At 73.7% G+C, this 26,030-nt stretch carries 20 protein-coding genes and 1 pseudogene; 10 read left to right on the forward strand and 11 right to left on the reverse strand.

All coding sequences use genetic code 11. From position 1 onward, the window contains the following. Positions 1–68 precede the first annotated feature (68 nt). The gene (locus tag EBO35_RS15575) at positions 69–1,313 is read right to left on the reverse strand and encodes a cell division protein PerM (protein ID WP_122818527.1); all 1,245 of its coding nucleotides are present in this window, start codon (positions 1,311–1,313) and stop codon (positions 69–71) included. A gap of 84 nt (positions 1,314–1,397) precedes the next feature. Between EBO35_RS15575 and EBO35_RS15580 the strand changes: the two genes are divergently transcribed. Beyond that, complete coding sequence (locus tag EBO35_RS15580; RefSeq protein ID WP_122818528.1) at positions 1,398–3,260, forward strand: SigE family RNA polymerase sigma factor; 1,863 nt, start codon at positions 1,398–1,400, stop codon at positions 3,258–3,260. A 154-nt stretch (positions 3,261–3,414) separates the two neighbouring features. Here the strand turns inward: EBO35_RS15580 and sucD are convergent, their stop codons facing one another. Both sucD and sucC read right to left on the reverse strand, forming a co-directional pair. Further along, on the reverse strand, positions 3,415–4,311 hold the full coding sequence (gene sucD, locus EBO35_RS15585) for a succinate--CoA ligase subunit alpha (RefSeq protein ID WP_122818529.1): 897 nt from the start codon (positions 4,309–4,311) through the stop codon (positions 3,415–3,417). A 2-nt stretch (positions 4,312–4,313) separates the two neighbouring features. Next, positions 4,314–5,483, reverse strand: a complete 1,170-nt coding sequence (sucC, locus tag EBO35_RS15590; protein ID WP_122818530.1) for an ADP-forming succinate--CoA ligase subunit beta — start codon at positions 5,481–5,483, stop codon at positions 4,314–4,316. 545 nt (positions 5,484–6,028) lie between these two features. On the opposite strand from sucC, the gene EBO35_RS15595 reads away from it, so the two are divergent. Next, positions 6,029–7,006: a M23 family metallopeptidase gene (locus tag EBO35_RS15595; RefSeq protein WP_164477993.1), complete on the forward strand. Its 978-nt coding sequence runs from the start codon at positions 6,029–6,031 to the stop codon at positions 7,004–7,006. A 75-nt stretch (positions 7,007–7,081) separates the two neighbouring features. Here the strand turns inward: EBO35_RS15595 and pcrA are convergent, their stop codons facing one another. Then, positions 7,082–9,502: a DNA helicase PcrA gene (pcrA, locus tag EBO35_RS15600; protein WP_122818532.1), complete on the reverse strand. Its 2,421-nt coding sequence runs from the start codon at positions 9,500–9,502 to the stop codon at positions 7,082–7,084. A gap of 262 nt (positions 9,503–9,764) precedes the next feature. On the opposite strand from pcrA, the gene EBO35_RS15605 reads away from it, so the two are divergent. Further along, positions 9,765–10,802 carry a type IV toxin-antitoxin system AbiEi family antitoxin domain-containing protein gene (locus EBO35_RS15605; protein ID WP_122818533.1) on the forward strand — a complete coding sequence of 346 codons (1,038 nt, stop codon included), beginning with the start codon at positions 9,765–9,767 and terminating at the stop codon, positions 10,800–10,802. Positions 10,803–10,939: 137 nt separating this feature from the next. Here EBO35_RS15605 and EBO35_RS15610 read toward each other — a convergent pair whose 3' ends face one another. From EBO35_RS15610 to EBO35_RS15630, 5 genes are all read right to left on the reverse strand, one after another. Next, entirely contained in the window at positions 10,940–11,302 is a 363-nt protein-coding gene (locus EBO35_RS15610) for a hypothetical protein (protein ID WP_122818534.1), read from the reverse strand. A gap of 10 nt (positions 11,303–11,312) precedes the next feature. Then, complete coding sequence (locus EBO35_RS15615; protein ID WP_122818535.1) at positions 11,313–11,828, reverse strand: universal stress protein; 516 nt, start codon at positions 11,826–11,828, stop codon at positions 11,313–11,315. A 3-nt stretch (positions 11,829–11,831) separates the two neighbouring features. After that, positions 11,832–13,268, reverse strand: a complete 1,437-nt coding sequence (locus tag EBO35_RS15620) for an APC family permease (protein WP_122818536.1) — start codon at positions 13,266–13,268, stop codon at positions 11,832–11,834. Between the two features lie 101 nt (positions 13,269–13,369). Beyond that, the gene (locus EBO35_RS15625) at positions 13,370–14,029 is read right to left on the reverse strand and encodes a LuxR C-terminal-related transcriptional regulator (protein WP_122818537.1); all 660 of its coding nucleotides are present in this window, start codon (positions 14,027–14,029) and stop codon (positions 13,370–13,372) included. Next, entirely contained in the window at positions 14,022–15,320 is a 1,299-nt protein-coding gene (locus EBO35_RS15630; protein ID WP_122818538.1) for an ATP-binding protein, read from the reverse strand. The genes EBO35_RS15625 and EBO35_RS15630 overlap by 8 nt, the downstream gene beginning before the upstream one ends. Before the next feature lie 156 nt (positions 15,321–15,476). On the opposite strand from EBO35_RS15630, the gene EBO35_RS20245 reads away from it, so the two are divergent. Both EBO35_RS20245 and EBO35_RS15640 read left to right on the forward strand, forming a co-directional pair. Then, a complete protein-coding gene (locus tag EBO35_RS20245; RefSeq protein ID WP_164477994.1) occupies positions 15,477–16,721 on the forward strand; it encodes a PspC domain-containing protein in 1,245 nt (414 codons plus the stop codon). After that, the gene (locus EBO35_RS15640) at positions 16,718–16,969 is read left to right on the forward strand and encodes a hypothetical protein (RefSeq protein ID WP_122818540.1); all 252 of its coding nucleotides are present in this window, start codon (positions 16,718–16,720) and stop codon (positions 16,967–16,969) included. Before EBO35_RS20245 ends, EBO35_RS15640 begins: the two co-directional genes overlap by 4 nt. 4 nt (positions 16,970–16,973) lie before the next feature. On the opposite strand, the gene EBO35_RS15645 is transcribed toward EBO35_RS15640, so the two are convergent. Next, complete coding sequence (locus tag EBO35_RS15645; RefSeq protein WP_122818541.1) at positions 16,974–17,993, reverse strand: glycerophosphodiester phosphodiesterase family protein; 1,020 nt, start codon at positions 17,991–17,993, stop codon at positions 16,974–16,976. A gap of 77 nt (positions 17,994–18,070) precedes the next feature. Here EBO35_RS15645 and EBO35_RS15650 point away from each other — a divergent pair, with 77 nt between their 5' ends. The 3 genes from EBO35_RS15650 to EBO35_RS15660 all read left to right on the forward strand — a co-directional run bounded on the left by EBO35_RS15650 (position 18,071) and on the right by EBO35_RS15660 (position 22,249). After that, positions 18,071–18,628, forward strand: a complete 558-nt coding sequence (locus EBO35_RS15650; RefSeq protein ID WP_396954353.1) for a YbaK/EbsC family protein — start codon at positions 18,071–18,073, stop codon at positions 18,626–18,628. A gap of 61 nt (positions 18,629–18,689) precedes the next feature. After that, positions 18,690–20,495, forward strand: coding sequence for an ABC transporter ATP-binding protein (locus EBO35_RS15655; protein WP_206422582.1), 1,806 nt, complete (start codon positions 18,690–18,692; stop codon positions 20,493–20,495). Beyond that, positions 20,492–22,249, forward strand: coding sequence for an ABC transporter ATP-binding protein (locus EBO35_RS15660; protein ID WP_122818543.1), 1,758 nt, complete (start codon positions 20,492–20,494; stop codon positions 22,247–22,249). The genes EBO35_RS15655 and EBO35_RS15660 overlap by 4 nt, the downstream gene beginning before the upstream one ends. 66 nt (positions 22,250–22,315) lie before the next feature. Here EBO35_RS15660 and npdG read toward each other — a convergent pair whose 3' ends face one another. Next, positions 22,316–23,002 carry an NADPH-dependent F420 reductase gene (gene npdG / locus EBO35_RS15665; RefSeq protein ID WP_241153731.1) on the reverse strand — a complete coding sequence of 229 codons (687 nt, stop codon included), beginning with the start codon at positions 23,000–23,002 and terminating at the stop codon, positions 22,316–22,318. Between the two features lie 156 nt (positions 23,003–23,158). On the opposite strand from npdG, the gene EBO35_RS15670 reads away from it, so the two are divergent. Beyond that, positions 23,159–24,187 (forward strand): LLM class F420-dependent oxidoreductase, encoded by a 1,029-nt coding sequence (locus tag EBO35_RS15670; RefSeq protein WP_122818544.1) that lies wholly within the window; start codon positions 23,159–23,161, stop codon positions 24,185–24,187. Positions 24,188–24,258: 71 nt separating this feature from the next. After that, positions 24,259–26,022, forward strand: a pseudogene (locus EBO35_RS20250) (acyltransferase family protein); the annotation flags it as partial. Positions 26,023–26,030 lie beyond the last annotated feature (8 nt).

The following is a 26,030-nucleotide window of genomic DNA, read 5'->3' on the forward strand; positions in this document are numbered from 1 at the left end:
CGATTCTGGCTGGCCTGGCTGGCCTGGCGGGCTGGGCGGGTCTGGCGGGGTGCGGCACGGCGGACACCCTAGCGGCCGGGGCGCTCCCGGTTTTCCGCCCGGCGCCCCAGCCAGGTGGCCAGCAGCCCGCCGACGAGCCCGCCCACGCCGAGGGCGGTGACGGCGTGCACGGTGACGTCGAGCGCGAGCGGCGCGACGTCGGTCATCCGGCCGGGGCCCACCGCGCCGCCGGAGAGCGCCGCCAGCAGGCCGAACAGCACGCCGGCGCTCACCCCGCCGGCGAGGCCGCGCACCGCGCCCTCGAGCCAGCCGGTGGCCGGGAGCCGGCGCAGGGCTCGGTACGCGGCCCAGGCCGCGACCAGCGGACCGAGCGCGACGAGGTACGCCGTCCAGGCGGCGGGGGCGCCGTTGTCGGGCAGCGCCGCCAGCAGCGGGAACATCGGCAGCGCGCCGATCGTCACCGCCGTGGGCGAGACCAGGGTCCCGAGCCCGACGGTGAAGCCGGGCCCGAGCAGGTAGGAGCCGGAGAAGACGGTCGCGTTCGGCAGCACCGCGGTGGTCAGCAGCGTGAAGAGCGTGGCGTCGCCGGCGTCGGCGTGCAGCTGGGCGGTGACGTTGACCGCCGTACCGGCGTCGACGACCAGCGCGACCAGGAGCACCGCCAGGGACACGGCCAGCCAGGTGAGCAGCACCCGTCGGCAGACGAGGGCGGCGCCGCGGATGGTGCCGGGCAGCAGCGCCGTCCAGATCGCCGCCCGGCCGGACCCCACAGCCACCCCGCAGGCGCCGAAGGTCAGGCACAGCCCCAGCGACCAGAGCACGACGGCGCCGGTGTCGGGCGCCGTCGCCGCGGTGCCGGCCACGGCGCAGGTGAGCGCCGCGACGGCGGCGTACCCGAGGGCGAGCAGGGCGCTGGCGCCGGGCACCGTCCAGTCCCGGGCGCCGTCCGCGATCGCGTCGGCGTCGGGTCCGTGGCCGGAGACAGCGTCGCCGACCCACTCGCCCACCCGCCACACGACCCAGGCGCACACCAGCGTGACCCCGAGCGGCACCGCCTCGATCGGCACCCCGCCGACCCGCAGGCCGGAGCCGTGGCCGAGCAGCCAGCCCAGCGCACCGACCCGGAGCCCGTCACTGGGTGTGCCGTGGGCGCCGGCGTCGGTGAGGAACCAGCCCACGACGCCGAGCGCGAGGCAGCCCAGGAGCGTGGTCAGCGCAGCGACCGCGCCGCCGAGCGTGGCGACCGCCAGCAGCGGTCGGCGGTGCCGCAGGTCCACGCGGACCCGGGCCGAGGCGGGGAGCAGGGACGTCATGACCCGGACATCATCGCCCGCGGGTCCGGGACCCGGTGGCTCCCACGCCGAGCCGGGGACCGGTCGCGTACCTTGGAGGGCGCCATGAAGGACCCCTCCGACTTCGACGCGTTCTACCAGGACGCCCGCGAGCGCCTGCTGCTGCAGGCTTTCGCGCTGACCGGCGACCTGCCGGCCGCGCGCGGCGCGGTCCGGGACGCGTTCGTGATCACCTGGCACCACTGGGCCAAGGTGAGCCGGTCCGAGGACCCCGAGGCGTGGACCCGTCCGCAGGCGTGGGCGCACGCCCAGCGCCGGCACTCCGCCCGTCCCTGGCACCGGGAGAAGGACCTCGACGAGGACGCCCGCGCGACCCTGGACGCCCTCGCCGCTCTCACCACCGAGCAGCGCCGGATCCTGCTGCTGACCCTGCTGGCCAACGGCACCCTCGCCGACCACGCCCGCGAGATCGGCATCACCCGCGACGAGGCCGAGCGCCAGCTCCAGATCGCGACCGCCCAGGTGTCGATGGCCACCGGCGTCACCACCGCCGAGGTCCGGACCCTGCTCTCCCCGCTGGCCGAGGTCGTGTCCCGGGTCCGGTTCCCCCAGCCCGGGATCCTGCGGCGCGCGGGCACCCGCCGCCGGCGTACCCAGGCGGCGCTCGGGGCCCTGGTCGCCGTCGCCGCGGTGGTCGTCAGCGGCCTCGTGGTCACCGACACCGGCGGTGTCCGCCCGAGCCTGGAGGGCGCCGGCCTCACCGGCAGCGGCGACGACTCGTCCTCCTCCGCACCCGCCGACACCGAGCCGCCGGAGCTCGGGGACGACAACCTGCTGACCCCCGAGCAGGTCGGCGCCCGGTTCCCCGACAGCACCTGGACCGCGGAGCGCACCGACGACAACACCGCCGGGGACGGCCTGATCCTCCCCTGCCAGACGACGCGGTACGCCGACTCCCGCAGCCTCACCGCCCGGGCCCGGGCCTTCGCGGCCACCTCGGTCGCGAAGGGCCGCCGCAAGGCCCCGGCCCGCAGCACCGTGCAGCTCGCGGAGGCCTCGACCACCGACCGGGCAGCGGGGCGGGCGTTCCGCACCTCCGTCGACTGGTTCGCCGGCTGCACCACCGACCGCACCCAGCTGCTCGCGACCTACCGGGTCCAGGGGGCCGGCGACCGCGCCTCGCTGCTGGTGCTGCGCGACTGGAGCCGGCCGGTGACGACGATCGTGGCCGGCGTGGCCCGCACCGGACGGGTCACCACCACGGTGGCCACCACCGCGGCCGGGTCCGGCCCGGCCGAGGTGAAGCCCGCCGCCCGCCTGCTCGGCGACGCGGTGCGAGACCTGTGCGACCTGCCCGAGGCGGGCGCCTGCGCCGAGCCCCGGCCCACCGTCCGCGCGGCCACACCGCCGCGGACCGGCACCGTCCCGGCGATGCTCTCGGCCGTCGACCTGCCGCCGGCCAGCGGCGTCGCCAAGCCGTGGGTCGGCACCGAGCCCCGACGGGCCCGGGAGAACTACGCGGCCACCACCTGCGACGACGCCTCCTTCCGGGGCCGGACCTGGTCGAACACGCTGACCCGCACCTTCGTGATCCCCGGCGCGAAGCTGCCCGCCGAGTTCGGCATCACCCAGACCGTCGGGTCCACCAGCGAGCGGCGCGCCCGCCGGTTCGTCCAGGACATCCGCGCCCGGATCGCCCGCTGCCCGGACCGTGACCTCGGCAGCGAGGTCGAGGAGATCGCCGACCGCAGCGGCCGGCGTACCGACCTGTCGGTGTGGGACGTGACCACCGAGGTCTCCGACGACCGCTCGATCCGCTACCTGGTGGCCCTGGTCCGCAACGGCACGGCGGTCTCCCAGGTCGGCTTCGTGCCCTCCGGCCGGGTCCAGATCTCCGACCCGGAGTTCGTCGCCCTCGCCGAGCGGGCCCTCCAGCGGCTGCAGTACCTCCCGCCGCCGCGGGGGTGAGCGGGCGGGGGTCGAGGATCCCCGGTACACCGGGGATCCCCAGGGTTCTCGGGGATTGCAAGCCCCCAGAAGCGCGGGGAGTGCCCGAGGAGTCCCGGGTCGGGACGCACGAAGGCCCGCCCCCGGACGGGAGCGGGCCTTCGTGGTGCTGGGCTCAGAGCGCCTGCAGGATCTCCCGCATCAGCGCGGCGGTCTCGGACGGCGTCTTGCCGACCTTGACCCCGGCGGCCTCGAGGGCCTCCTTCTTGCCCTGGGCCGTGCCCGCGCCGTCGGCGACGATGGCGCCGGCGTGGCCCATCGTCTTGCCCTCGGGAGCGGTGAAGCCGGCGACGTAGCCGACGACCGGCTTGGTGACGTGCTCCTTGATGTACGCCGCGGCCTTCTCCTCCGCGTCGCCACCGATCTCGCCGATCATCACGATCGCCTTGGTCTCGGGGTCCGCCTCGAACGCCTCGAGGGCGTCGATGTGGGTGGTCCCGATGATCGGGTCGCCGCCGATGCCGATGGCGGTCGAGAAGCCGTAGTCCTTCAGCTCGAACATCATCTGGTAGGTCAGCGTGCCCGACTTCGACACCAGCCCGACCGGGCCCTTGCCGGCGATCGTGGCGGGGGTGATGCCCGCGAGCGCCTCCCCCGGCGTGATGATGCCGGGACAGTTCGGGCCGATGATGCGCGTCTGCTTGCCCTGGGCGTAGGCCCAGAACTCGGCGCTGTCCTGCACCGGCACGCCCTCGGTGATGATCACCAGGAGCCCGATCTCGGCGTCGATGGCCTCGATCACGGCGTCCTTGGTGAACGCCGGCGGCACGAACGCGACCGACACGTCGGCGCCGGTCTCCTTGATCGCCTCGGCGACCGAGGCGAACACGGGCAGCTCGACGTCGTTGCCGTCCGCGTCCTGGTGGGTCACGGTGGTGCCGGCCTTGCGGGCGTTGACGCCGCCGACGACGTTGGTCCCGGCCTTGAGCATCAGGCGGGTGTGCTTGGTGCCCTCACCGCCGGTGATGCCCTGGACGATGACCTTGGAGTCCTTGTTCAGAAAGATCGACATTCTCAGACCCCTGCCTTGTTCGCGAGCTCGGCGGCCTTGTCGGCCGCACCGTCCATGGTGTCCACCAGCGTCACCAGCGGGTGGTTGGCCTCCGCGAGGATGCGGCGGCCCTCCTCCACGTTGTTGCCGTCGAGGCGTACGACGAGGGGCTTGCTCGCCTCGTCACCGAGGATCTCCAGCGCGCCCACGATGCCGTTGGCGACCGCGTCGCAGGACGTGATGCCACCGAAGACGTTGACGAAGACGCTCTTGACCTGCGGGTCGTTGAGGATCACGTCGAGACCGTCCGCCATCACCTGCGCGGAGGCGCCGCCGCCGATGTCGAGGAAGTTGGCGGGCTTCACGCCGCCGTGCGCCTCACCGGCGTACGCGACCACGTCGAGGGTGCTCATCACGAGACCCGCGCCGTTGCCGATGATGCCGACAGCGCCGTCGAGCTTGACGTAGTTGAGGCCCTTCTCCTTGGCCTTCGCCTCGAGGGGGTCGGCCGCGGCCTTGTCCTCGAACGCGGCGTGGTCGGCGTGGCGGAACTCGGCGTTCTCGTCGAGCGAGACCTTGCCGTCCAGCGCCTCGAGCTTGTCACCGGCCAGACGGGCCAGCGGGTTCACCTCGACCAGCGTGGCGTCCTCCTCGACGAAGACCTTCCACAGCGTCAGGACCGTCTGCACGGCCTGGTCGACCAGAGCCTCGGGGAAGCCGGCCTCGGCCACGATCGCCTTGGCCTTCTCCTCGTCGACGCCGGTGCCCGGGTCGATCGGGATCTGCTTGACGGCGTCGGGGTTGGTCTTGGCGACCTCCTCGATCTCCACACCGCCCTCGACGCTCGCGATGCACAGGTAGCGACGGTTCGCCCGGTCGAGCAGGAACGAGAAGTAGTACTCCTCCTCGATGCTCGCGGCCGGGGCGATCAGGACGCGGTTGACGGTGAGGCCCTTGATCTCCATCCCGAGGATCGCCTCGGCGTGGGCCTGCGCCTCGTCGGGGGTCTTGGCGAGCTTGACGCCGCCCGCCTTGCCCCGGCCGCCGGCCTTGACCTGCGCCTTGACGACGACGACACCGAGCTTCTCGGCGGCCTCGCGAGCCTCGGCGGGGGTGTTGGCGACGATGCCGAGTGTCACCGGCACGTCATGCTTGGCGAAGAGCTCCTTCGCCTGGTACTCCATCAGGTCCACTGAGTCCACCAGTCTGTAGTCGCGTGTGATCACGGATGCGAGTCGCGTGGCCCGCGTGGAGCAGCACTGCGGCTCGGCACAACTCCGGCACCCTAGTGCCGGACGCCGCTCGCCACGAGTGCCAGGGCGGCGTTCGTGACGCACGGCATACCCGACCCGGTAACCGGAGCCATCCAGGCGCAAGCGCCGAAAACAGCCCCGCGAGGTGAGCCCGCTCACGCGTTCGCCCGGTCCAGACCGCCAAGTTCCCATCAAGTCTGGGGATAACGACACCGCAAGCCCGGGAGTCGTGGTCGAATCGGGGCCAGGCGAGTTTCAGTGGCCGTCATCGTTCCGTTACAGTCACAGCCGCTGACCGATCTTCAACGAAGCCGATCCTCCGGAGTCAATGATTCATGGGTAACCACCGAGCGGAACGCCGCGGCCCTCGCCGTCGCCCCTCGGAGACCCGTCAGGACAGGTACGACGGCCGCCGAGTCGCTGGTCGATCCGTACCCACCTCCGCCGGTCCCCACACTTCCGTCCTCGACCGCAGCACCGATCCGGTGCTCGACGCCGTGCTCGACGTCGCCGTCGAGGTGACCACTCCCCCGGTCGTGCCGGCCGCCCGGCCGCTCGACCCCGCGCGCTTCGGCCTCGCCGAGACCGTCGTACGCGTCGAGGACGAGCCGGCCGCCGCGCTGGACAGCACGACGCTGTTCGGCGACGACGACCGCACCGAGCAGCTCCCGCTCGTCCAGGCCCAGCCGGGGCGACGCAAGGCCGTCAAGCCCACTCGCGGCTCCCGGCTGCGGGCGCTTCCCCCGGTCCCGGTCCTGCTCGGCGTCGCCGCGCTCGCCGTGTCCGCCAGCGGCGCCGCACTGACCGTGGGCGAGACCGTCCGGTCCAGCTCCACCACCGAGGTGCCCGTACAGGCGAGCGCCCTGAGCGGGTTCAGCAGCAGCGCGACCATCGAGACCGTCGACCGCCGCGCGGTCGTCAGCCGCAGCGACAACTCCCGGCAGGCCCTCGCGGACACCGCCGAGTCCGAGCTGGTGGCCGCCGCCGAGCAGCAGAACCGGCTGCGCGCCGACGCGCTGGGCGAGCTCGCGGCCCAGGCCGAGAAGCAGGCCGAGAAGATCAAGCTCAACCAGTGGGTGCTGCCGATCAACGGCTACCGCCTCACCGCGGAGTTCGGCGACTACGGCCTGTGGGCGAACTACCACACCGGCCTCGACTTCGCCGCCCCCACCGGCACCCCGATCCTGGCTGTCGCCAACGGCACCATCACCGAGACCGGCTACGACGGCGCGTACGGCAACAAGACAGTGCTCACCCTCGAGGACGGCACCGAGGTGTGGCTCTGCCACCAGACCACCGTCAACGTCTCGGTCGGCGACCAGGTCCGCGCCGGCGAGCAGATCGGCACGGTCGGCTCGACCGGCAACGTCACCGGCCCGCACCTGCACCTCGAGGTGCGCCCGGGCGCCGGCGACCCGGTCGACCCGTACGCCGCCCTCAGCCACCACGGCATCACGCCCTGACGCTGATCACCACCCACTGACGCGCGGCTGAGCGTCGCCCGGGCGCGCCCCGCACCGGGTCGCGCCCGGGTGTCGCTACAGCTTCTCCACCGGGGCGTAGCGCAGCAGCAGCCGCTTGACGCCCTCGGACCCGAAGTCGATCGAGGCGACAGCCTTGTCGGCGACCCCCTCGAGCGCGACCACGGTCCCCATGCCGAACGAGTCGTGCAGCACCCGGTCGCCCGGCTCCAGCGACGGCACCTCGCGGCCCGGCTTCGCCTTCGCGGCGGCGTCCGCGCGCAGCGCCGCGGAGGAGAAGTTGCGACGACCGGCCGCGGTGGGGGTCCCCAGCCGGTTGCCGGACTGCTCGGCGAGGTTGGGCCGGCCCCAACGGGTCTGGGAGGCCTCCGTGCGGCGCCAGTCGACCAGGTCGATCGGGAGCTCGTCGAGGAACCGGGACGCGGGGTTGTGCGAGGGCGCACCCCAGGCCGAGCGGACCACGGCCCGGGAGATGTAGAGCCGCTCGCGGGCGCGCGTGATCCCGACGTACGCCAGGCGCCGCTCCTCCTCGAGCTCGGTCTGGTCGCCGAGGGCCCGCGCGTGCGGGAAGACGCCGTCCTCGAGGCCGGTGAGGAACACGACCGGGAACTCCAGCCCCTTGGCGGTGTGGAGGGTCATCAGCGTGACGACCCCCTCCTCGCCCTCGGGGATCTGGTCGGTGTCGGCGACCAGCGCCACCCGCTCCAGGAAGTCGACGAGGCCGGGCCGCACGGTGCCGGCCTCCACGTCGGAGGGATCGGCCGACGGGCCGGCGACCGGGTCGTCGCTGAACTCGCGCGCCACCGCGACCAGCTCGGCGAGGTTCTCCACCCGGGTGGCGTCCTGGGGGTCGTCGGACTCCTCGAGCTCGGCGAGGTAGCCGGACCGGGCCAGCACGGACTCGAGCACGACGTCGGCCCGCTCCCCCGCCGCCACCATCGACTGCAGCTCCTCGACCATGGCGACGAAGCCGGTGATGCTGCTCAGCGACCGGGTGGCGAGGCCCGGCGCCTGGTCCGCGCGGCGCAGCGCCTCCCAGAACGTGGTGCGCTCGCGCTCGGCCAGCGCCGTCACGCACGCGACGGCGCGGTCCCCGATGCCACGCTTGGGGGTGTTCAGGATCCGCCGCAGCGAGACCTCGTCGTCGGGGTTGGCCAGCATCCGCAGGTACGCCAGCGCGTCGCGGACCTCGCGGCGCTCGTAGAAGCGCACCCCGCCGACCACCTTGTACGGCTGGCCGGTGCGGATGAACACCTCCTCGAAGACCCGGGACTGGGCGTTGGTCCGGTAGAAGACGGCCATGTCGGCGGCGCGCGCGCCCTGGTCGACGAGCTTGTCGATCTCGGAGGAGACGAAGCGCGCCTCGTCGTGCTCGTCGTCGGCGACGTACCCGACGATCCGCTCGCCGTCCCCGGCGTCGGACCACAGCCGCTTGGGCTTGCGGCCGGCGTTGTTGGTGATCACGGAGTTGGCAGCGGTGAGGATGGTCTGGGTGGAGCGGTAGTTCTGCTCCAGCAGGATCGTGGTCGCGTTGGCGAAGTCCTGCTCGAAGTCCAGGATGTTGCGGATGTTCGCGCCGCGGAAGGCGTAGATCGACTGGTCGGCGTCGCCGACCACCATCAGCTCGGCCGGCTCGATCCGCTCGCCGCCGCTGTGCTCGGCCTCCTCGTCGGCACCGGGGACGTCGGCGCACAGCTGGTGGATCAGGGCGTACTGGGCGTGGTTGGTGTCCTGGTACTCGTCGACCAGCACGTGCCGGAACCGGCGCCGGTAGACCTCGCGCACGTCGGGGTAGGCCTGAAACAGGTGCACCGTGTGCATGATCAGGTCGTCGAAGTCCAGGGCGTTGGCCTGGCGCAGCCGCTGCTGGTAGATCGTGTACGCCGCGGCGTACGTCTCCTCGAGCTTGTTGCCGGCCTCCTTCGCGGCGGCCTCGGCGTCGCGCAGCTCGTTCTTGTGGTTGGAGACCCAGTTGAGCAGCGGGCCGGGCTGGTAGCGCTTGGCGTCGAGGTCGAGGTCCTTGATGATCATCCCCATCAGCCGCTTCTGGTCGGCGGCGTCGTAGATCGAGAACGACGACTTGTAGCCGAGCCGCTCGATCTCCTTGCGCAGGATGCGCACGCAGGCCGAGTGGAACGTCGAGACCCACATGATCCGGGCGCGCTTGCCGACCAGGGCCTCGACGCGCTCCTTCATCTCGGCCGCCGCCTTGTTGGTGAAGGTGATGGCCAGGATCGAGCCGGGGTGCGCGCCGCGCTCGGAGATCAGCCAGGCGATCCGGCGGGTCAGCACCCGGGTCTTGCCCGAGCCGGCGCCGGCCACGACCAGCAGCGGCGTCCCCTCGTGGACCACCGCCGCGCGCTGGGGGTCGTTGAGCCCCTCCAGCAGCTCCTCGCGGGAGGGCCCGCGCCGCTGGGTGCGGGGCGCCTCGGGAGCGGGCGCGTCGGTCAGGTGCTCGAAGCCAGGAAGGGTGCTCATGCTGTCCGCAAGCCTACGTCCGGCCACCCCCGGAGCCGGGGTCGGCGGGGGCGGAGTCGGGGCCCCGACCCTTGTAACGCGACGTTCGCATCACTAGGCGCCCGCTGCAGCAGGCGTCCAGAGCAGCGAACGTCGCGTTACAACAGCTCGGGGCCCCCAGCGGCGACCGGCCACCGTCCACAGCCGGACCCGGGGCACGCCTCGTCCCCAGCCGTACGGCGGGCCCGGCAGGGCCGGGGCCGGTGGCGACGACGGTCGGGTCATGAACCCGATGCTCGAGGGGGCGTTCCGCCGCCACCACCTCATCACCCGCGCCGCGGCCCGCGCCGCCGGGCTGGCCCCGCAGGCGATCGACCGCTTGGTCCGGGACGGCGACTGGGTCGCCGTACGCCGCGGCGTGTACGCCGAGCGGGCGTACGTCGCGACCCTCGCCACCCGCGCCGAGCGCCAGCGCCTGCGTGACGACGCGGCCTGCCTGACCACCCGGGTGCGGCACGTCCGCAGCCACGACAGCGCCGCGATCGTGTGGGGCCTGCCCATCCTGCTGCCCAAGGTCTCCTGGACCCACCTGACGGTCCCGGTGCCCCCCGACGCCCCGCCGGCGCCGCAGCGGACCCGGCGGCGCCACGGCGTGAAGCACCACCGGGCGCCGTACGGCCCGGCGGACCTGCCGACGGTCGTCGACGGCATCGGGGTCCTCGGACGGGCGCGCACCGCGCTCGACATCGCCCGGGACCGGGGGCTGCTGCCCGGCGTGGTCACGGTCGACGCGGCGCTCCACGCCGGCTCCGGCCCGGCGGAGTTCACTGCGGTGCTGGACCGGATGAGGAACTGGCCGCACGTCACGATTGCCCGGCAGGCCGTCGACCTGGCCGACGCGGGCGCGGAGTCGTGGGGCGAGACACTCGCCCGGCTGCTGGTGGAGAGTCTCGGGCGCGGCCGCCCCGAGACCCAGTTCGGGCTGTCGCGGGAAGGTCGCACCGCCTTCGTCGACCTGCGCCTGGGACGTCACCTGATCGAGTTCGACGGGCAGGTGAAGTACCGGCGCCGAGAGGCCGGTGGACTCGCCGACCGTCCCGCCGAGGACGTGGTCTGGGAGGAGAAGAAGCGCCAGGACTGGCTGTGCGGCTTCAAGCTGGGAATGAGCCGGTTGACCGTCGCCGACGTGCTCGGCCCTGGCCGGGAGGCCGCCGCGGCCCGGCTGGAGCGGGAGCTGGCCGACACCGACGCACGCTTCGGCACCTCGATCGAGGACCTGTCGCCGTACGTCGTACGCCGCCGGGCGCGCCGTACGGCCTGACCGGCCGGCCGGACGCGGGGGACGCTGCAGGGCCGATCGTCTGCTTGTAACGCGACGTTCGCACCACTAGGCGCCCGTTGCAGCAGGCGCCCAGAGCAGCGAACGTCGCGTTACAAGCCGCGGCGGGGGCGCCCAGCTCAGAGGTGCGCGGAGGTCCAGAACGTCGCGACGCCGATGTTGAGGACCGTGAGGGCGAGCAGGCCCAGCCACAGGCCCTGGGGGATCCGCTCCTTGCGCAGGTTGGCCATCACCAGGACCAGGATCACCAGGCTGATCACGAGCTTGACAGCGATCTTGGCGTGGTTGACGTCGACGCCGTCGGTGGCCTCGAGGACGCCCACCAGGGCGAGACCGGTCAGGAAGGCGGTGCCGGCGCCGTCGCGCATCAGCGCGTTGACCCGCTTGGGGCCCGACTCCCGGGCTTGGACCAGCAGCCCGCCGAGCAGCGCGGCGAAGCCGAGGATGTGCACGAACAGCAGGATCAGGCGCAGGGTCTCCACGCCCGTGATCCTAGGTCGCGGGCTTGCTCGCGACGGCCCGGGGGGTCTTGGCCTTCGCGACCTTGGGCTTCGGCGGCCGGGGGGCGGGCCGGACGACCAGCACCGGGCAGGGTGCGGAGTGCTGCACCCGCTGGGCGGTGCTACCGAGCAGCACGGTCTCGCTGAGCCCGCGGCTCCCACTGGCGACGACCACCAGGCCGGCGCCGACGACCTTGGCGACCTTGATGATCTCGCTGGCCGGCGAGCCCGAGCGGATCCGCCGCTGGACCCGCGGGCCCCAGTCGGCGAAGACCTCCGAGACGACCTCGAGGGCACCCTCGGCCGCCTCCCGGAACGTCGCCGACTCCAGGTCGGGGCGCTTGGTACCCATCGCGGAGAGCTCGTCGGCGAAGGACACCGCGGCCAGCGGCCGGATCACCGCGACCACCGTGATCGCCGTGATCCGCTCCGGGTCGGCGAAGGACTTGAAGTAGCGGGCGGCGGTCAGCGACTGACGCGATCCGTCCGTGGCGATGACGACGTGCACGGCTCAGCCCTCCTCGGTCGGGGACGCGGTGTGCGGCTGGGTCTGCGGCGAGGCGTCCGGATCCGGGGTCCCCTGCCTGCCGCCGCGGTCCCCGAAGATCGACTCCAGGATGTACAGGACGAGGCCGATGGCCAGCAGTGCGGCGCACCACAGCAGCGAGGCCGGGTCGTCGTAGACCACGTAGACCAGCAGGACCATGTTGCCGATGATGCCGAGGAGCAGCAGGGCCCGCGGGGCGGTGAACGTCCGCTCGTCCTCGTCGTGGCCACGCAGCTTGAGCGCGGAGACGATCACCAGCGCATAGATGAACAGCGTGAAGACGACGGTGACGGTCGCGAGCCGCGCGATGTCGGCGCCGGAGATCAGCAGGCCGATGACGACCAGCGCGGAGAAGATCAGCGCCACCCACGGGCTGCGCCGGGTGGAGTGGATCTTGCCGAAGATCCCGGGAACGATGTCCTCGCGGGCCATCCCGTAGAGGATGCGGGACTGGGTGACCAGCGCGACCAGCGTGGTGTTGGTGATCGCCACCATCGCGATGATCGCGAAGAGGATGGTCATGAACCCCACCGGCACCGGGATGATCCCCTCCTCGATCACCTCCAGCAGTGCCGGGTCGCCGGCGGCGCCGGCATCCTGGAGCACCCCGACCTCGACGGTCAGCGCGGTGGCCATCGCCACCAGCACGTAGATGATGCCGGCGGTGACCATGCCCCCGATCAGGGCGCGCGGGAAGGTGCGCGGCGCGTCGATGGTCTCCTCGGCGACGTTGGCGGCGTTCTCGAAGCCGGTCATCGCGAAGAACGCCAGCGCCACGCCGGCGATCACCCCGAGCACCGCGTTGGACTCGGTGGTCTCGAACTCCACCAGCGTCGTGAACCGGGCGTCGCCCTGGGCGATGTACCAGATCCCGATCAGCAGCACGATGGCCAGGCCGGCGATCTCGACGAAGGTCATCAGCATGTTCGCGACCGCGGACTCGGTGATGCCGATGAAGTTCACGATCGCCAGCGCGATGATGAAGGCCACGGTCAGCAGCAGCTCGGGCGGCAGCGCCCACACCTCCTGGAAGTACGACGCGAAGCCGGTCGCGAGCGACCCGGCCGCGGCGTACGTCGCGGAGAGCATGCAGATCGTGATCAGGAAGGTCAGCACCGGGTTGCGGAACGCCTTGTTGACGTACAGCGCCGCGCCGGCGGCCTGGGGGTACTTCGTGACCAGCTCGGCGTAGGCCAGCCCGGTGATCGTGGCGACCGTGATGCCGACCGCGAAAGCGATCCAGAACGCCCCGCCGACCGCGAGGGCGACCGAGCCGATCAGCACGTAGATGCCGGAGCCGAGCACGTCCCCGAGGACGTAGAAGTAGAGCAGCCGTCCGGTGATCCCCTGCTTCAGGCCCTCGTCGTCGACCCCCTCGCCGACCTCCTGCGTCTCGCTCACGGCTGCCTCCTGCTCGGGGTGGACGACCGGCTCGGACCCGGCGAAACGACCGGGGGTACCCGGGTCGCCGGAGCGCGAAACGATCGGTCCGGGCAGGCGGGCTAGAGCAGTCGGCGGTCCGAGGCCCAGCGGGTCAGCTCGTGCCGGGAGGAGAGCTGGAGCTTGCGCAGCACGTTCGACATGTGGGTCTCGACGGTCTTGATCGAGATGAACAGCTCCTTGGCGACCTCCTTGTAGGCGTAGCCACGGGCGATCAGCCGCATCACCTCCCGCTCCCGCTCGGTCAGCCGGTCCAGGTCCTCGTCGACGGCCGCGACCTCGATGGAGCCGGCGAACGCGTCCAGGACGAAGCCCGCCAGCCGGGGCGAGAACACGGCGTCGCCGTCGGCGACCCGCCGGATCGCGGAGACCAGCTCCGGTCCGGTGATCGTCTTGGTGACGTAGCCGCGGGCGCCGCCGCGGATGGTGCCGATGACGTCCTCGGCGGCGTCGGAGACGCTCAGCGCCAGGTAGCAGGTCCCGGGGGCGGAGTCGCGCCGCATCACCTCCACGCCCCCGCCCCCGGGCAGGTGTACGTCGAGCAGGACCACGTCGGGCCGGTGCTGGGCGACCGCGGCGACCGCCTCGTCGACGTCCGCGGCCTCCGCGACGACCTCCACGACGCCGGCACCGGCGGCCTCCAGCTCCGCGCGCACCCCGCGGCGGAACATCGCGTGGTCATCGACCACCACCACCCGCACCGGGGCGTCGGGCTCACTCATCGTCGTCTCCTCGTGGTTCCTGGTGGTGCGGGCGGGGCTGGTGCAGGTGCACCTCGGTGCCCTCGCCCGGGGTCGAGCGGATCTGCGCGGTCCCGCCGTGGCGCTCCATGCGGTCCACGATGCTGCGGCGTACGCCGTAGCGGTCCGGCGGCACGGCGTCGGGGTCGAACCCCCGGCCGCGGTCGCGCACGAAGACGTCCACCTGCGCGTCGACGACCTCGGCGTACAGGTCGGCGCGACCGGTGCCGGCGTGCTTGGCGACGTTGGTCAGGGCCTCCCGGGTCGCGGCGAGCAGCGGGCGCAGGGACTCCTCGACGGGAGCGTCGCCGACCGTGACCACGTCCACCGAGATGCCGTGGGCGTCCTCGACCTCCGCCGCCGCGCCGCGCAGGGCGCTCGCGATCGTGCTCTGGTCGGTCGACTCCCCCGAATAGAGCCAAGCCCGCAGGTCGCGCTCCTGGGAGCGGGCCAGCCGCGCCACCGTGGCAGCGTCGTCGGCGTTCTTCTGGATCAGCGCCAGCGTCTGGAGGACCGAGTCGTGCAGGTGGGCGGCGACGTCGGCGCGCTCCTGGGTGCGGACCCGCTCCTCGCGCTCCGCCGAGAGGTCGCTGGCCAGCCGGTGGATCCACGGACCAGCCACGACCCCGACGCCGACGAGCACCAGCACCGCTCCGGCCAGGACCCCGCGGGCGTCGCTGAGCGAGCGACCGTCGAAGCCCACGATCAGGGCCGCGGAGAGCACGAGCAGCACGCCGGTGACGATCCGGGCGATCGCTGGCCAGCCGCCGCTGCCGAAGATGATGCTGAACGGGTCGATGCGGTCGGTGGTGTCGCGCCAACGCTCACGCTGGGCCTCGTCGGCCTGCCGCCAGAGCAGGGCCAGCCCGAGGACGCCGATGAACAGCGGCCACAGGATCGCCCCCCGGCCCAGCGCGGCCTCGACCATCAGCAGCACGCCCAGGCCCAGCGCGGCCAGCGCGATCGAGGGCCCGACGTCCAGCAGGCGCCGGCGCCGGCCGGGACGGCGCCCGGACCGGGTCGCGCTCTCCAGGCCCGGCGCCTGGGTCTCGAAGTGGGCCTCGGCGGGCAGCACCATCCACAGGGCGGCGTACATCACCACGCCCAGCAGGCCGAGCACCGAGGTGAGCACGAACGCGGCGCGCACCCACAGCACCTGCACTCCCAGGTGCCGGGCCAGTCCCGCGGCCACGCCGCCGATGACCACGTCCTGGGTGTCGCGGTAGGCCTTGCGGACCTCGCGGGAGCCGGCGGGGGCGCTGGTGGTGGTCATGACCGGTTCATCGTCACACAGCGCGGGCCCGCGGGGCATCGGGTCCGACCCCGGCCCGACCCTGACCCGCCACCACCGCAGACCCCGGTCCCGATCAGGTCGGACTCAGGGGCGTCCCCGATGGTCGCGGGCGGCTCGAGGCAGCAGGCTGGTGCCATGACCAGCAGCCCTCCCGATGCACCCACCGAGCCCGACGGCGGGCCCCGGGTCTCCCGCGACGACGTCCGCGACCTGGGTCGCCTGCGTCGCAGCACCACCGACCGCCGGGTCGCCGGCGTCGCCGGCGGGCTCGGTCGGCACCTGGACGTCGACCCCGTCGTGCTTCGGGTCGCGCTGGTCGTGCTGATCTTCTTCGGCGGGGCCGGCCTGATCGTGTACGCCGGCTGCTGGCTGCTGGTGCCCGAGGACGACGGCCGCCCGCCGATCGTGCCGCTCGACGAGCGCAGCCGCACCGTCGCGCTGGTCATCGTGGGGACCGTCGCCGGGCTGAGCCTGCTCGGCGACACCCTCGGCGGCTGGGGCTACCCCTGGCCGCTGGCGCTGCTGGCAGTGGTCGCGGCCGTGGCGCTGACCCGGCGCAAGCCGCCCGCGCCGGTCTACGGCCCCCCGGCCCCGGGCTACGGGCCACCCGCCCCCGGCTACGGGCCACCTGCCCCGGGGTACGGGCCCCCGGCCCCCGGGGCCCCCGGCTACGGACCGGCCCAGCCCGGCCCCGTCGCGCCGGCCCCCCGCAACCCCCGGCGCTGTGGCCCGCTGCTCTTCTGGGCCGCCCTCGCCCTGTCCCTCCTCGGGCTCGGCGTGCTGGGTCTGCTCGACGGCACGGGCACCGAGGTCGCCGAGGGCGCCTATCCCGCCGTCGTCGTGGCCGTCTGCGGCGTGCTCCTGGTCGTCGGGGCCTTCTACGGCCGGGCCGGCGGGCTGATCCTGGTCGGGCTCCTGGCGGCGTTCGCGATGGCCGCCGACACCGCCGTGGACCAGGTCGAGCAGCGCTCGGTCCTGGAGACCCCGCAGACCGCTGCGGAGGTCGAGAGCGGCTACGAGATCCGCTCCGGCGAGCTGGTCCTGGACCTCTCGCAGGTCGCGGACCCGGCGGAGCTCGCGGGTCGCCGGGTGCGCGTCGAGGCCGGGATCGGCCAGCTCGAGGTGATCGTGCCGGCCGGGCTCGCCGTCCGGGCGGAGGGCGAGGTCGGGATCGGCAACGTGCGCCTCTTCGGCGAGGACAACGGCGGCTTCGGTGTCAGCAGCGGGGCCGGCCTCGACGGCACCGATTCCTCGATCACCGGCGCCCTCGTGATCGAGGCCGACCTCGGCATCGGCGAGGTGCGGGTGCGCCAGGCGGCCCCGGCGGCCCCGGAGAGCCCGGAGAGCCCGGAAGCACAGAGCAAGGAGATCGCCCGATGAGCACCGACCCCTTCCGCCGGCTGCCGGCCGGCCGGCACCCGGTCAACGTCGCCCACCTGGTGCTGGGGGTGGCCCTGCTCGGCCTGGTCGGCATCTGGGGACTGGTCCAGGGCGACGTGGTGAGCCTCGGCTCCGTCCGCTGGCTGATGCCGCTGCCGTGGGTGCTCGCGGGTCTCGCCGGCCTGCTCGCCACCACGCTCGGCGGGCGGCGCGAGGCCCGGAAGGACGACCGGCCCCGGGCCGAGTGACGGCTCAGGTCCGGCGCCCGTGGGCCCGGACCGCGTCGAGGACCAGGTCGGGGTGGTCGGTGATGATCCCGTCGACCCCGGCGTCGAGCAGGGTCCCGACGGCAGCCCGGTGGTCCCCCAGCACGGCCGGGTCGTCCCCACGCCGGTGCTCGAGCGGAAGGAACGCGTTCTCCGCACGCAGCGTCCAGGCGTGCACTGTCAGCCGGCGCCGGTGGGCCTGGTGGACCAGCCGGGTGGGCGCGCCGAGCCGGCCTCCGGCTGTGCGCGGCAGCACCAGCCGCTGGTGCACGCCGACCCCCTCGGCGTACGCCGCCACCGCGTCCAGCGCCGCGGGACCCACGTCGTCCCCGACGTCGAGCAGCCGCACCAGCGGCAGTGTCGTGCGCGCCGCGAGCCGGCGCAGGACGCCGGGGTCGAAGGACATCAGCGTGACCCCGGAGCGGGGCCGGTCGAGCCCGTGTCGGGCCAGGTCGGCCAGCAGCGGATCCTCCAGCGGCAGCCCCAGGCCGGCGAAGTACGCCGGGTCCTTGAGCTCGACCAGCACCCCGACCGCCCGGCGGTGCCGGGCCGACTCCTCGCCCAGGACGGCCAGCACCTCCGCGAACGTCGGCACGCCCGCGGCGGACCGGTCCGGGCGCGGGGCCCGCAGGCCCGGCAGCCGCTCCCGCGCGGTCAGCGTCCGGACCTGGTCGAGGGTCAGGTCCTCGGTGAACCAGCCGGTCACCGGGCGACCGCCGATCACCTTGGTCGTGCGCAGCGGCGCCAGCGCGGCGTGCTCGGCGACGTCGGTGCTGCGGCTCAGCTCGCTCTCGTGGCGCACCACCAGGACGCCGTCGGCGGTCGGCACCAGGTCGAGCTCGACGGCGTCCGCGCCCATCGCGACAGCCGTGCGGTAGGCGTCGAGAGTGTGCTCGCGGCGGTATCCGCTCGCGCCCCGGTGCGCGACGACCGCCGGCGTGACCACGAGCCGGGGAGCCGGAGCAGCGGGCCGGAGCGGGGGGCGGAGCGAGGGGAGGAGGCTCACGGTCCGGTTCTGCCAGGTCGGCGTGTCGGCGGGGTGGCCGCGCCGCGCGCGGCGGATGAATGGCAGATGATGAGCCGGTGGACCTGCCCGCCTTCCCGTCGCTGACCTCGCTGCCCGCGCTCGAGCGCACCGACCTGCTCGCCGCCCCCGTCGCAGCTGCGCTCGCCGCCTGGCCGCACGGAGACCGGGTCGCGGTCGTCGAGATCGACCCGGCCCTGGCCGACACCGCGGCGATGACCGAGGCGTACGCCGTACCGCTGGACGCGAGCGCGAACTGCGTAGTCGTCTCCGGGCGTCGCGACGGCGAGGAGCGGGTCGCCGCGTGCGTGGTGCGGGCCGACACCCGGGCCGACGTCAACAACCGCGTCAAGCGGCTGCTGCACGTCCGGAAGGCCTCGTTCCTGCCGACGGAGCGCGCCGTCGCCGAGTCCGAGATGGAGTACGGCGGGATCACGCCGATCGGGCTGCCCGCCCCGTGGCGGGTGCTGGTCGACGCCCGGGTGCTCGCTGCCGACGTCGCGGTCCTGGGCTCCGGCCTGCGCCGCTCCAAGCTGCTGGTCCCCGGCGCGCTGGTCGGCGACCTGCCGGGCGCCGAGGTGGTGGCGGACCTCGCCCTGGCCCTCGACCTCGGCTGAGGACTTCGCGTGCGGCGATAACGATTGGATCGCGGCTCGGTCCGGTCCGTAACGTGGGCGGGTGCGCCAACTTCCCCTCGCCCACCCAGGCACCGCCGACCACCGGTCGCCGGGCCGGTTCCTGTGGTGGCTGGCCCTCGGGCAGTGGCGCAGCCTGGTCATGGGCATGCTCTTCGGCGTCGTCTGGATGAGCAGCCAGGCGGTGATGCCCGCCGTGATCGGCCGGGCCATCGACCAGGGCGTGGCGGACCGGGACCGGGACGCGCTGCTCGGCTACGCCGCGGTGATGCTGGCCATCGGCCTGATCCAGGCGGCGAGCGGCATCATGCGGCACCGGTTCGCGGTCACGAACTGGCTGGTCACGGCGTACCGCACCGTGCAGCTGGTGGGGCGGCACAGCGTCCACCTGGGCGGGACCCTGCCGCGCAAGGTCTCCACCGGTGAGGTCGTCGCGATCGGCACCAGCGACCTGAGCCACCTGGGCGGCGTCATGGACGTCGCCGCCCGGTTCGCCGGCGCGGTCGCCTCGTTCGTCCTGGTCGCGGTGATCCTGCTCCAGACCTCGGTGCCGCTCGGGCTGCTGGTGCTGATCGGCGTGCCCACGCTGATGCTGCTGGTCGGGCCGCTGCTCGCCCCGCTGCAGCGGCGCAGCACCCACCAGCGGGAGCTGATGGGGACGCTGGCCAACACCGCCAGCGACATCGTCAGCGGGCTGCGGGTGCTGCGCGGCATCGGCGGCGAGCAGGTCTTCCACGACCGCTACGTCCGCCAGTCGCAGACCACCCGGCGGGCCGGCGTGGAGGTCGCCCGGGTCCAGTCCGTGATCGAGGCGCTCCAGGTCTTCCTGCCCGGGTTCTTCGTGGTCGTGGTGATCTGGCTGGGCGCCCGGTACGCCGTGGAGGGTCGGATCAGCCCCGGCGAGCTGGTCTCGTTCTACGGCTACGCGGCCTTCCTGATGATCCCGCTGCGGACCGCCACCGAGTTCGCCAACAAGTTCGTCCGGGCCCAGGTGGCCGCCCGCCGGGTGGTCCGGGTCCTGGCGATCGCCCCCGACCACACCGACCCTGCGGTCCCCGTCCCCTCCCCCGCACCCGGCGGCGAGCTCGCCGACCGGCGCAGCGGCCTGCGGGTGCGGCCGGGCACCCTGCTGGCGGTGGTCAGCGAGCGGCCCGACGAGTCCTCGGCGCTGGCCGACCGGCTGGGCATGTGCGCCGCCGAGGTCGACCGCGACGTCACGCTCGGCGGCGTACCCCTCCCGGACCTGGCCCGGTCCGAGGTGCGCAGCCGGATCGTGGTCTCGGACACCGCCTCGGTGCTGTTCTCCGGGCGGCTGGCCGACCGGCTGGACGTGACCGGCGCCGCCGACCCGGACCGAGTGGCCCGGGCCCTGGACACGGCCTCCGCCGATGACATCCTGCTCGCCCTGCCCGGGGGCCTGGACGCCCAGGTGGCCGAGCGGGGCCGCAGCTTCTCGGGTGGCCAGCGCCAGCGGCTGGTCCTGGCGCGGGCCCTGACCAGCGACCCGGAGGTGCTGGTGCTGGTCGAGCCGACCTCGGCCGTCGACGCCCACACCGAGGCGCGGATCGCGGCCCGGCTGCGCGGGCACCGCGCCGGCCGGACGACCGTCGTGAGCACCTCCAGCCCGCTGCTGCTCGACGCCGTCGACGAGGTCGCGTTCCTGCGCGACGGCGTCGTGGTCGCCACCGGCCGGCACGCCGACCTGCTGGACGGGTGCCCGGAGTACCGCGCCGTCGTCGTCCGCGAGACCGGGGAGCCCAGCGAGCCCGGCGAGCCAAGCGGGCACAGCGAGCCCGGCGAGCCCGGTGAGCCCAGCGGACACAGCGAGCCCGAAGGAGCACGCGCGTGAGCGCCACCACCGCACTGCCGGTCGCCGACGGCCGCGCCCTGCGCTCGTACGCCGCCAGCCTGGCCCGCCGGCACCCGCGGCTGCTGCTGGGGGCGCTCTCGCTGCACGTACTGGCCGCGCTGGCCGCGCTCGCCGCCCCCCGGCTCCTCGGCGACCTGGTCGAGGCCGCCGAGCAGGGCACCACCGTCGGGCACGTCGACCGGGTGGTCGCCCTGCTGGCCGGCTTCCTGGTGCTGCAGACAGTGCTGACCCGCTACGCCCGCTACCTCAGTCAGGTGCTCGGCGAGCAGGTGCTCGCGGAGCTGCGCGAGGACTTCGTCGGCAACACCCTGGCCCTGCCGGTCGGCGTGGTGGAGTCGGCCGGCTCGGGTGACCTGCTCACCCGGACCTCCCGCGACGTCGACCAGCTCGGCTGGTCGGTGCGCTGGGCGCTGCCGGAGTGGACGATCGCGGTCGTCACCGCGGTCATCACGCTGGCCGCCGCGATCAGCGTCGGCTGGTGGGTGGCGCTGCCGTGCCTGCTCGGCCTGCCGCCGCTGGTGGCCGGGCTGCGGTGGTACCTGGCCCGGGCCAAGGACGGCTACCTGCGCGAGAGCGCGTCGTACTCGCAGATCAACGCGACGCTGACCGAGACCGTCGAGGGCGCCCGCACCGTCGAGGCCCTGGGGCTCCAGCAGGAGCGGATCCGCTCGATCGACGACGACATCGCGGCCTCCTACGCCGCGGAGCGGTACACGCTGCGGCTGCGCACGGTCTTCTTCCCCAGCATGGAGCTGTCCTACCTGGTGCCGACGGTGGCCACGCTGCTGCTCGGCGGCTACCTCAACACCCAGGGGCAGGCGTCGCTCGGCGACGTGACCACTGCCGTGCTCTACGTGCAGATGCTGATCGACCCCGTCGACCGGATCGTCTCGATCCTCGACGAGCTCCAGCTGGGCGCGGCCTCGCTGGCCCGCCTGCTCGGCGTCGCCCACGTCCCCGACGACCGCGAGGTCAGCGGCCGGATCCCCGACGGCGAGCAGGTGGAGGCCACCGACGTGCGGTTCTCCTACAGCGAGGGCCGGGACGTGCTGCACGGCATCGACCTCGCGGTCGGCGTCGGCGAGCGGGTCGCGATGGTCGGGCCCTCCGGGGCCGGGAAGTCCACCCTGGGCCGGCTGCTGGCCGGCATCCACCCGCCCCGGACCGGGTCGGTCACGGTGGGCGGGGTCCCCCTCGTCGAGCTGCCGCTGGACGACCTGCGCGGCCACGTCGCGCTGGTGACCCAGGAGCACCACGTCTTCGCGGGGACGCTGCGCGAGAACCTGGTGCTGGCCCGGCCCGGCGCCTCCGACGACGCGGTCCGCGAGGCGCTCGAAGCCGTCGACGCCCTGCCCTGGGTGGCGGCCCTGCCGCAGGGGCTGGACGAGGTCGTCGGCTCCGGGGGCCGGTCGCTGACCGCGCCCCAGGCCCAGCAGATCGCCCTGGCGCGGCTGGTGCTCGCCGACCCGCACACGCTGGTCCTCGACGAGGCGACCTCGCTGATCGACCCGCGCGCGGCCCGGCACCTGGAGCGCTCGCTGGCCGCCGTGCTCGAGGGCCGCACGGTGATCGCGATCGCGCACCGGCTCTTCTCCGCCCACGACGCGGACCGGGTGGCTGTCGTCGAGGACGGCCGGATCACCGAGCTCGGCTCGCACGACGAGCTGGTCGCGGCCGGCGGCTCCTATGCAGCCCTCTGGGAGAGCTGGCACGGCCGCGGCTCCGACGGATGATGCGGTCGTGTGCCCCTGGACGCGCCATGGCGCGTCCAGGGGCACACGACCCGGTGAGCGGAGCGCTCAGCGCTCGATGCCCTCCAGACCGCTGATCCGGAGACCGGAGTTGACCTTGTACTTGCGGTTGACCGAGATCAGCACTGCTGTCAACGGCTCGAGCACCCGGGCCAGGCGGAGCTTGCCGGCGTCGATGCCGCGGCGGCTGGTCACCGCGACGGCGAGGTCCTGGGCGACCTGCTTGGCCTCGACGACGTCCCCGACCACGAGGACGTCCTCGTCGAGGTAGTCGTACTCGCCCCACAGGTGGACAGCCGAGACGTTGTGGAAGGCCCCGACCACGGTGGCCTCCGGCGCCAGCTGCTGGGCGTGCTCGGCCGCGGAGCCCTCGCCCGCGTCGACCACCGCGCCGTGCGCGCCGCGCTTGTCGAAGGCGAGCGGGTTCACGCAGGAGATGACTGTCTTGCCGGCCAGGTCCAGCGAGCCGACCAGCTCGTCGTGCCCGTCCCACGGCACCGCCAGCAGGACGACGTCCGCCTGGGCGACTGCCTCAGCGTTCGCGGCGCCCGAGACCGCGCCGGCGCCGTCGACACCGGTGAGCCGCGCGGCCACCTCCTCGGCGACCGGGACGGCCTTCTCGGCCGAGCGCGAGCCGAGCACCACCGTGTGCCCGTGGCGGGCGAAGCGGTATCCGAGCCCCTTGCCCTGCGGGCCGGTGCCACCGATCACGGCGATCGTGTACGACGTCAACATGCGCTCCTCTGGGTGGTTCCGGGAGCCGGCGACGGGTCGGCCGGCTCCGGCGATGATCGCACCGGACCCCTCGGCGCCAGCCACGCGGCCACCATCCGGGCGCCCTGTTATCGTGACAAAAGCACTGTCACGGTCGTTGCGCTCGAGAGGGAACCCATGAAGCTGTCGATGCCCCTGGTCTACGCCGGGAACCCCCGCGAGACCGCCGACCAGGTGGCCGGGCTCGAGAAGGCCGGCCTCGACACGATCTGGGTCGCGGAGCCGTACGGCTTCGACGCCCCGACCCTGATGGGCTACCTCGCCGCGAAGACCGAGACCGTCGAGATCGGCGCCGGCATCCTCAACGTCTACTCCCGCACCCCCGGCGCGCTGCTGCAGACCGCGGCGGGGCTCGACAACGTCTCGGGCGGCCGGGCCGTGATCGGCCTCGGTGCCTCCGGCCCCCAGGTCATCGAGGGCTTCCACGGCCTGCCCTACGACAAGCCGCTGGGCCGCACCCGCGAGGTCATCGAGATCATCCGGATGGGGCTGCGCCGCGACCCGCTGATCCACGACGGCATCTACCAGCTGCCGCTGCCCGCGGACCGGGGCCTGGGCCTCGGCAAGCCGCTGAAGCTGCTGAACCGGCCCGAGCGCCCGGTGGTCCCGCTCTGGGTCGCGGCCCTGGGCGCCAAGAACGTCGCGATGACCGCCGAGGTCGCCGACGGCTGGCTGCCGTTCCTCTTCCACCCCGAGAAGGCGGCCGACGTGTGGGGCGACGCGCTGGCCCAGGGCGCGGCCAAGCGCTCCCCCGAGCTCGGCCCCCTCGAGATCAGCGCCGGCGGCCTGGTCGCCATCGGCGAGGACGTCAAGGGGATGCTCGACCTGATGCGCCCCATGTACGCGCTCTACGTCGGCGGCATGGGCGCGCGCGGCAAGAACTTCTACAACGAGCTCGCCTGCCAGTACGGCTACGAGCAGGAGGCCCGGGAGATCCAGGACCTCTACCTCGACGGCCACAAGCGCGAGGCCGAGGCCAAGGTCCCGCTCGAGTGGCTCGAGGCCGGCAACCTGGTGGGCCCCGCGTCCTACGTCCAGGAGCGGATCGCCGCCTTCCGGGCGGCCGGCGTGACCAGCCTCTCGGTGACGCCCGCCTCGGCCGACCCGGCGGCGACCATCGCCCAGATCAAGGAATGGGTGTCCTAGCCCCGCGTCCCCGAACCGGGCACCCCGGTTGTTAGGTTCTTCCTGCCTCGACTCGGAGGGAGGGCTCCCGCGTGCGCACCAGCGGGTTCCGCGACGACATCCAGGGCGTCCGGGCGATCGCCGTCCTGGCGGTGGTCGCCTACCACGCCGGAGTCGGCCCCTTCCCCGGCGGCTTCGTCGGCCTCGACGTCTTCTTCGTCGTCTCGGGCTTCCTGATCACCTCCCTGCTGCTGCGCGAGCAGCAGCGCACCGGGCGGGTCTCGCTGGTGCGCTTCTACGCCAGCCGGGCCCGGCGGATCCTGCCCGCCGCGACCTTCGTGTCGCTGGTGACGGTCGCCGGCGCCTGGTACTTCCTCAACCTCATCGACGCGCGCGAGGCGGCGTACGACGCCCTGTGGGCCTCGCTGTTCGTGGCGAACGTGCGCTTCGCCGACGAGGAGACCGACTACTTCGCCCTGGACTCCGCTCCCTCGCCGCTGCAGCACTACTGGTCGCTGTCGGTGGAGGAGCAGTTCTACGTCGTGCTGCCGCTGCTCATCCTGGGCTGCCTCGCCTGGGCCGCCCGGGGCCGGCGCGGAGCGCAGCCGTCCCGGGGGCCCGGCTCGCCCACCCGGGCCATCGCGACAGCCGTCGGCGTGCTGACGCTCGCCAGCTTCGCCTGGTCGCTGTACGCCACGGCGCAGAGCCCGCAGACGGCGTACTTCTCGACCTTCACCCGGATCTGGGAGCTCGGCGTCGGGGCACTGCTGGCGATCGGGACGCCGCACTTCGCCGGGATGCTCACCACCCGGGCCCGCAACCTGCTCGGGGCGCTCGGCCTCGCCGCCGTCGCGCTGGCCGCCGTCCGCTACACCGGCACCACCGCCTTCCCGGGGTACGCCGCGCTGCTGCCGGTCCTCGGCACGGCCGCGCTGATGGTCGCCGGCGCCGAGCAGCGGTCCGGACCGGCGGCGGTCCAGCGGCTGCTGGGCACCGCGCCGATGCGGGCGATCGGCGACGCGTCGTACTCGATCTACCTGTGGCACTGGCCGCTGTACGTGATCCTCACCGGGCACCTCGGGCGCGGACTCGGCCCCGGGGAGACCGCGCTGATGCTGGTCGCCCTGGCCGCGCTGTCCTGGGCCAGCTTCCGGTGGGTCGAGACCCCGTTCCGGCGCGCGGCCCCGCGCCCGATCGGCCGGGCGCTGGTGCTCTACCCGGTCTCCGTGGCCGTGGTGCTGGCCGGCTGCCTGGCGTCTGCGACCTGGGTCGACCAGCACCGCGGGCCCGACGTCCCCGCGATCGCGACCAGCGAGTTCAGCCAGGCCCCGGACGGCGACGAGCTCGCCGTGGACCCCACAATCGCCCTCGTCGAGGCGTCCGCGGAGGCGGCCCGCGAGGACGCGCCGATCCCGACCGACCTCACCCCGGCGCTGCTCGACCTGCGCGAGGACAAGGCAGACCTGGGCGACTGCGACTACGGCGGGCCGCCGTTCACGCTGTGCCCGCGGGGGGCGGACGACGCGGAGCGCACCCTGGTGGTGCTCGGCGACTCCCACGGCCGGCACTGGATCCCCGCGCTGGAGCGGATCGCCGACCGCGCCGGCTGGACGGCGTACTACCTGGTGAAGCCGGCCTGCACCCCGGCCCACGTGGTGACCGTGGAGCAGGGCACCGACGAGGCGTGGGAGGACTGCGCGGCGTTCAACACCTGGGCACAGGAGCAGGTGGGCGAGCTGCGGCCGGACCTGCTGGTGATCAGCACCAGTGCCCCCGCCCACCTGGTGGTGGACGGGTCGGCGACCAGCGACGAGGACACGGTCGTGGCGCAGATGCGCGGCGGATTCGACGCGCTCCTGGCCGA

It is taken from the genome of Nocardioides pantholopis (assembly GCF_003710085.1).
Classification (GTDB): Bacteria; Actinomycetota; Actinomycetes; order Propionibacteriales; family Nocardioidaceae; genus Nocardioides; species Nocardioides pantholopis.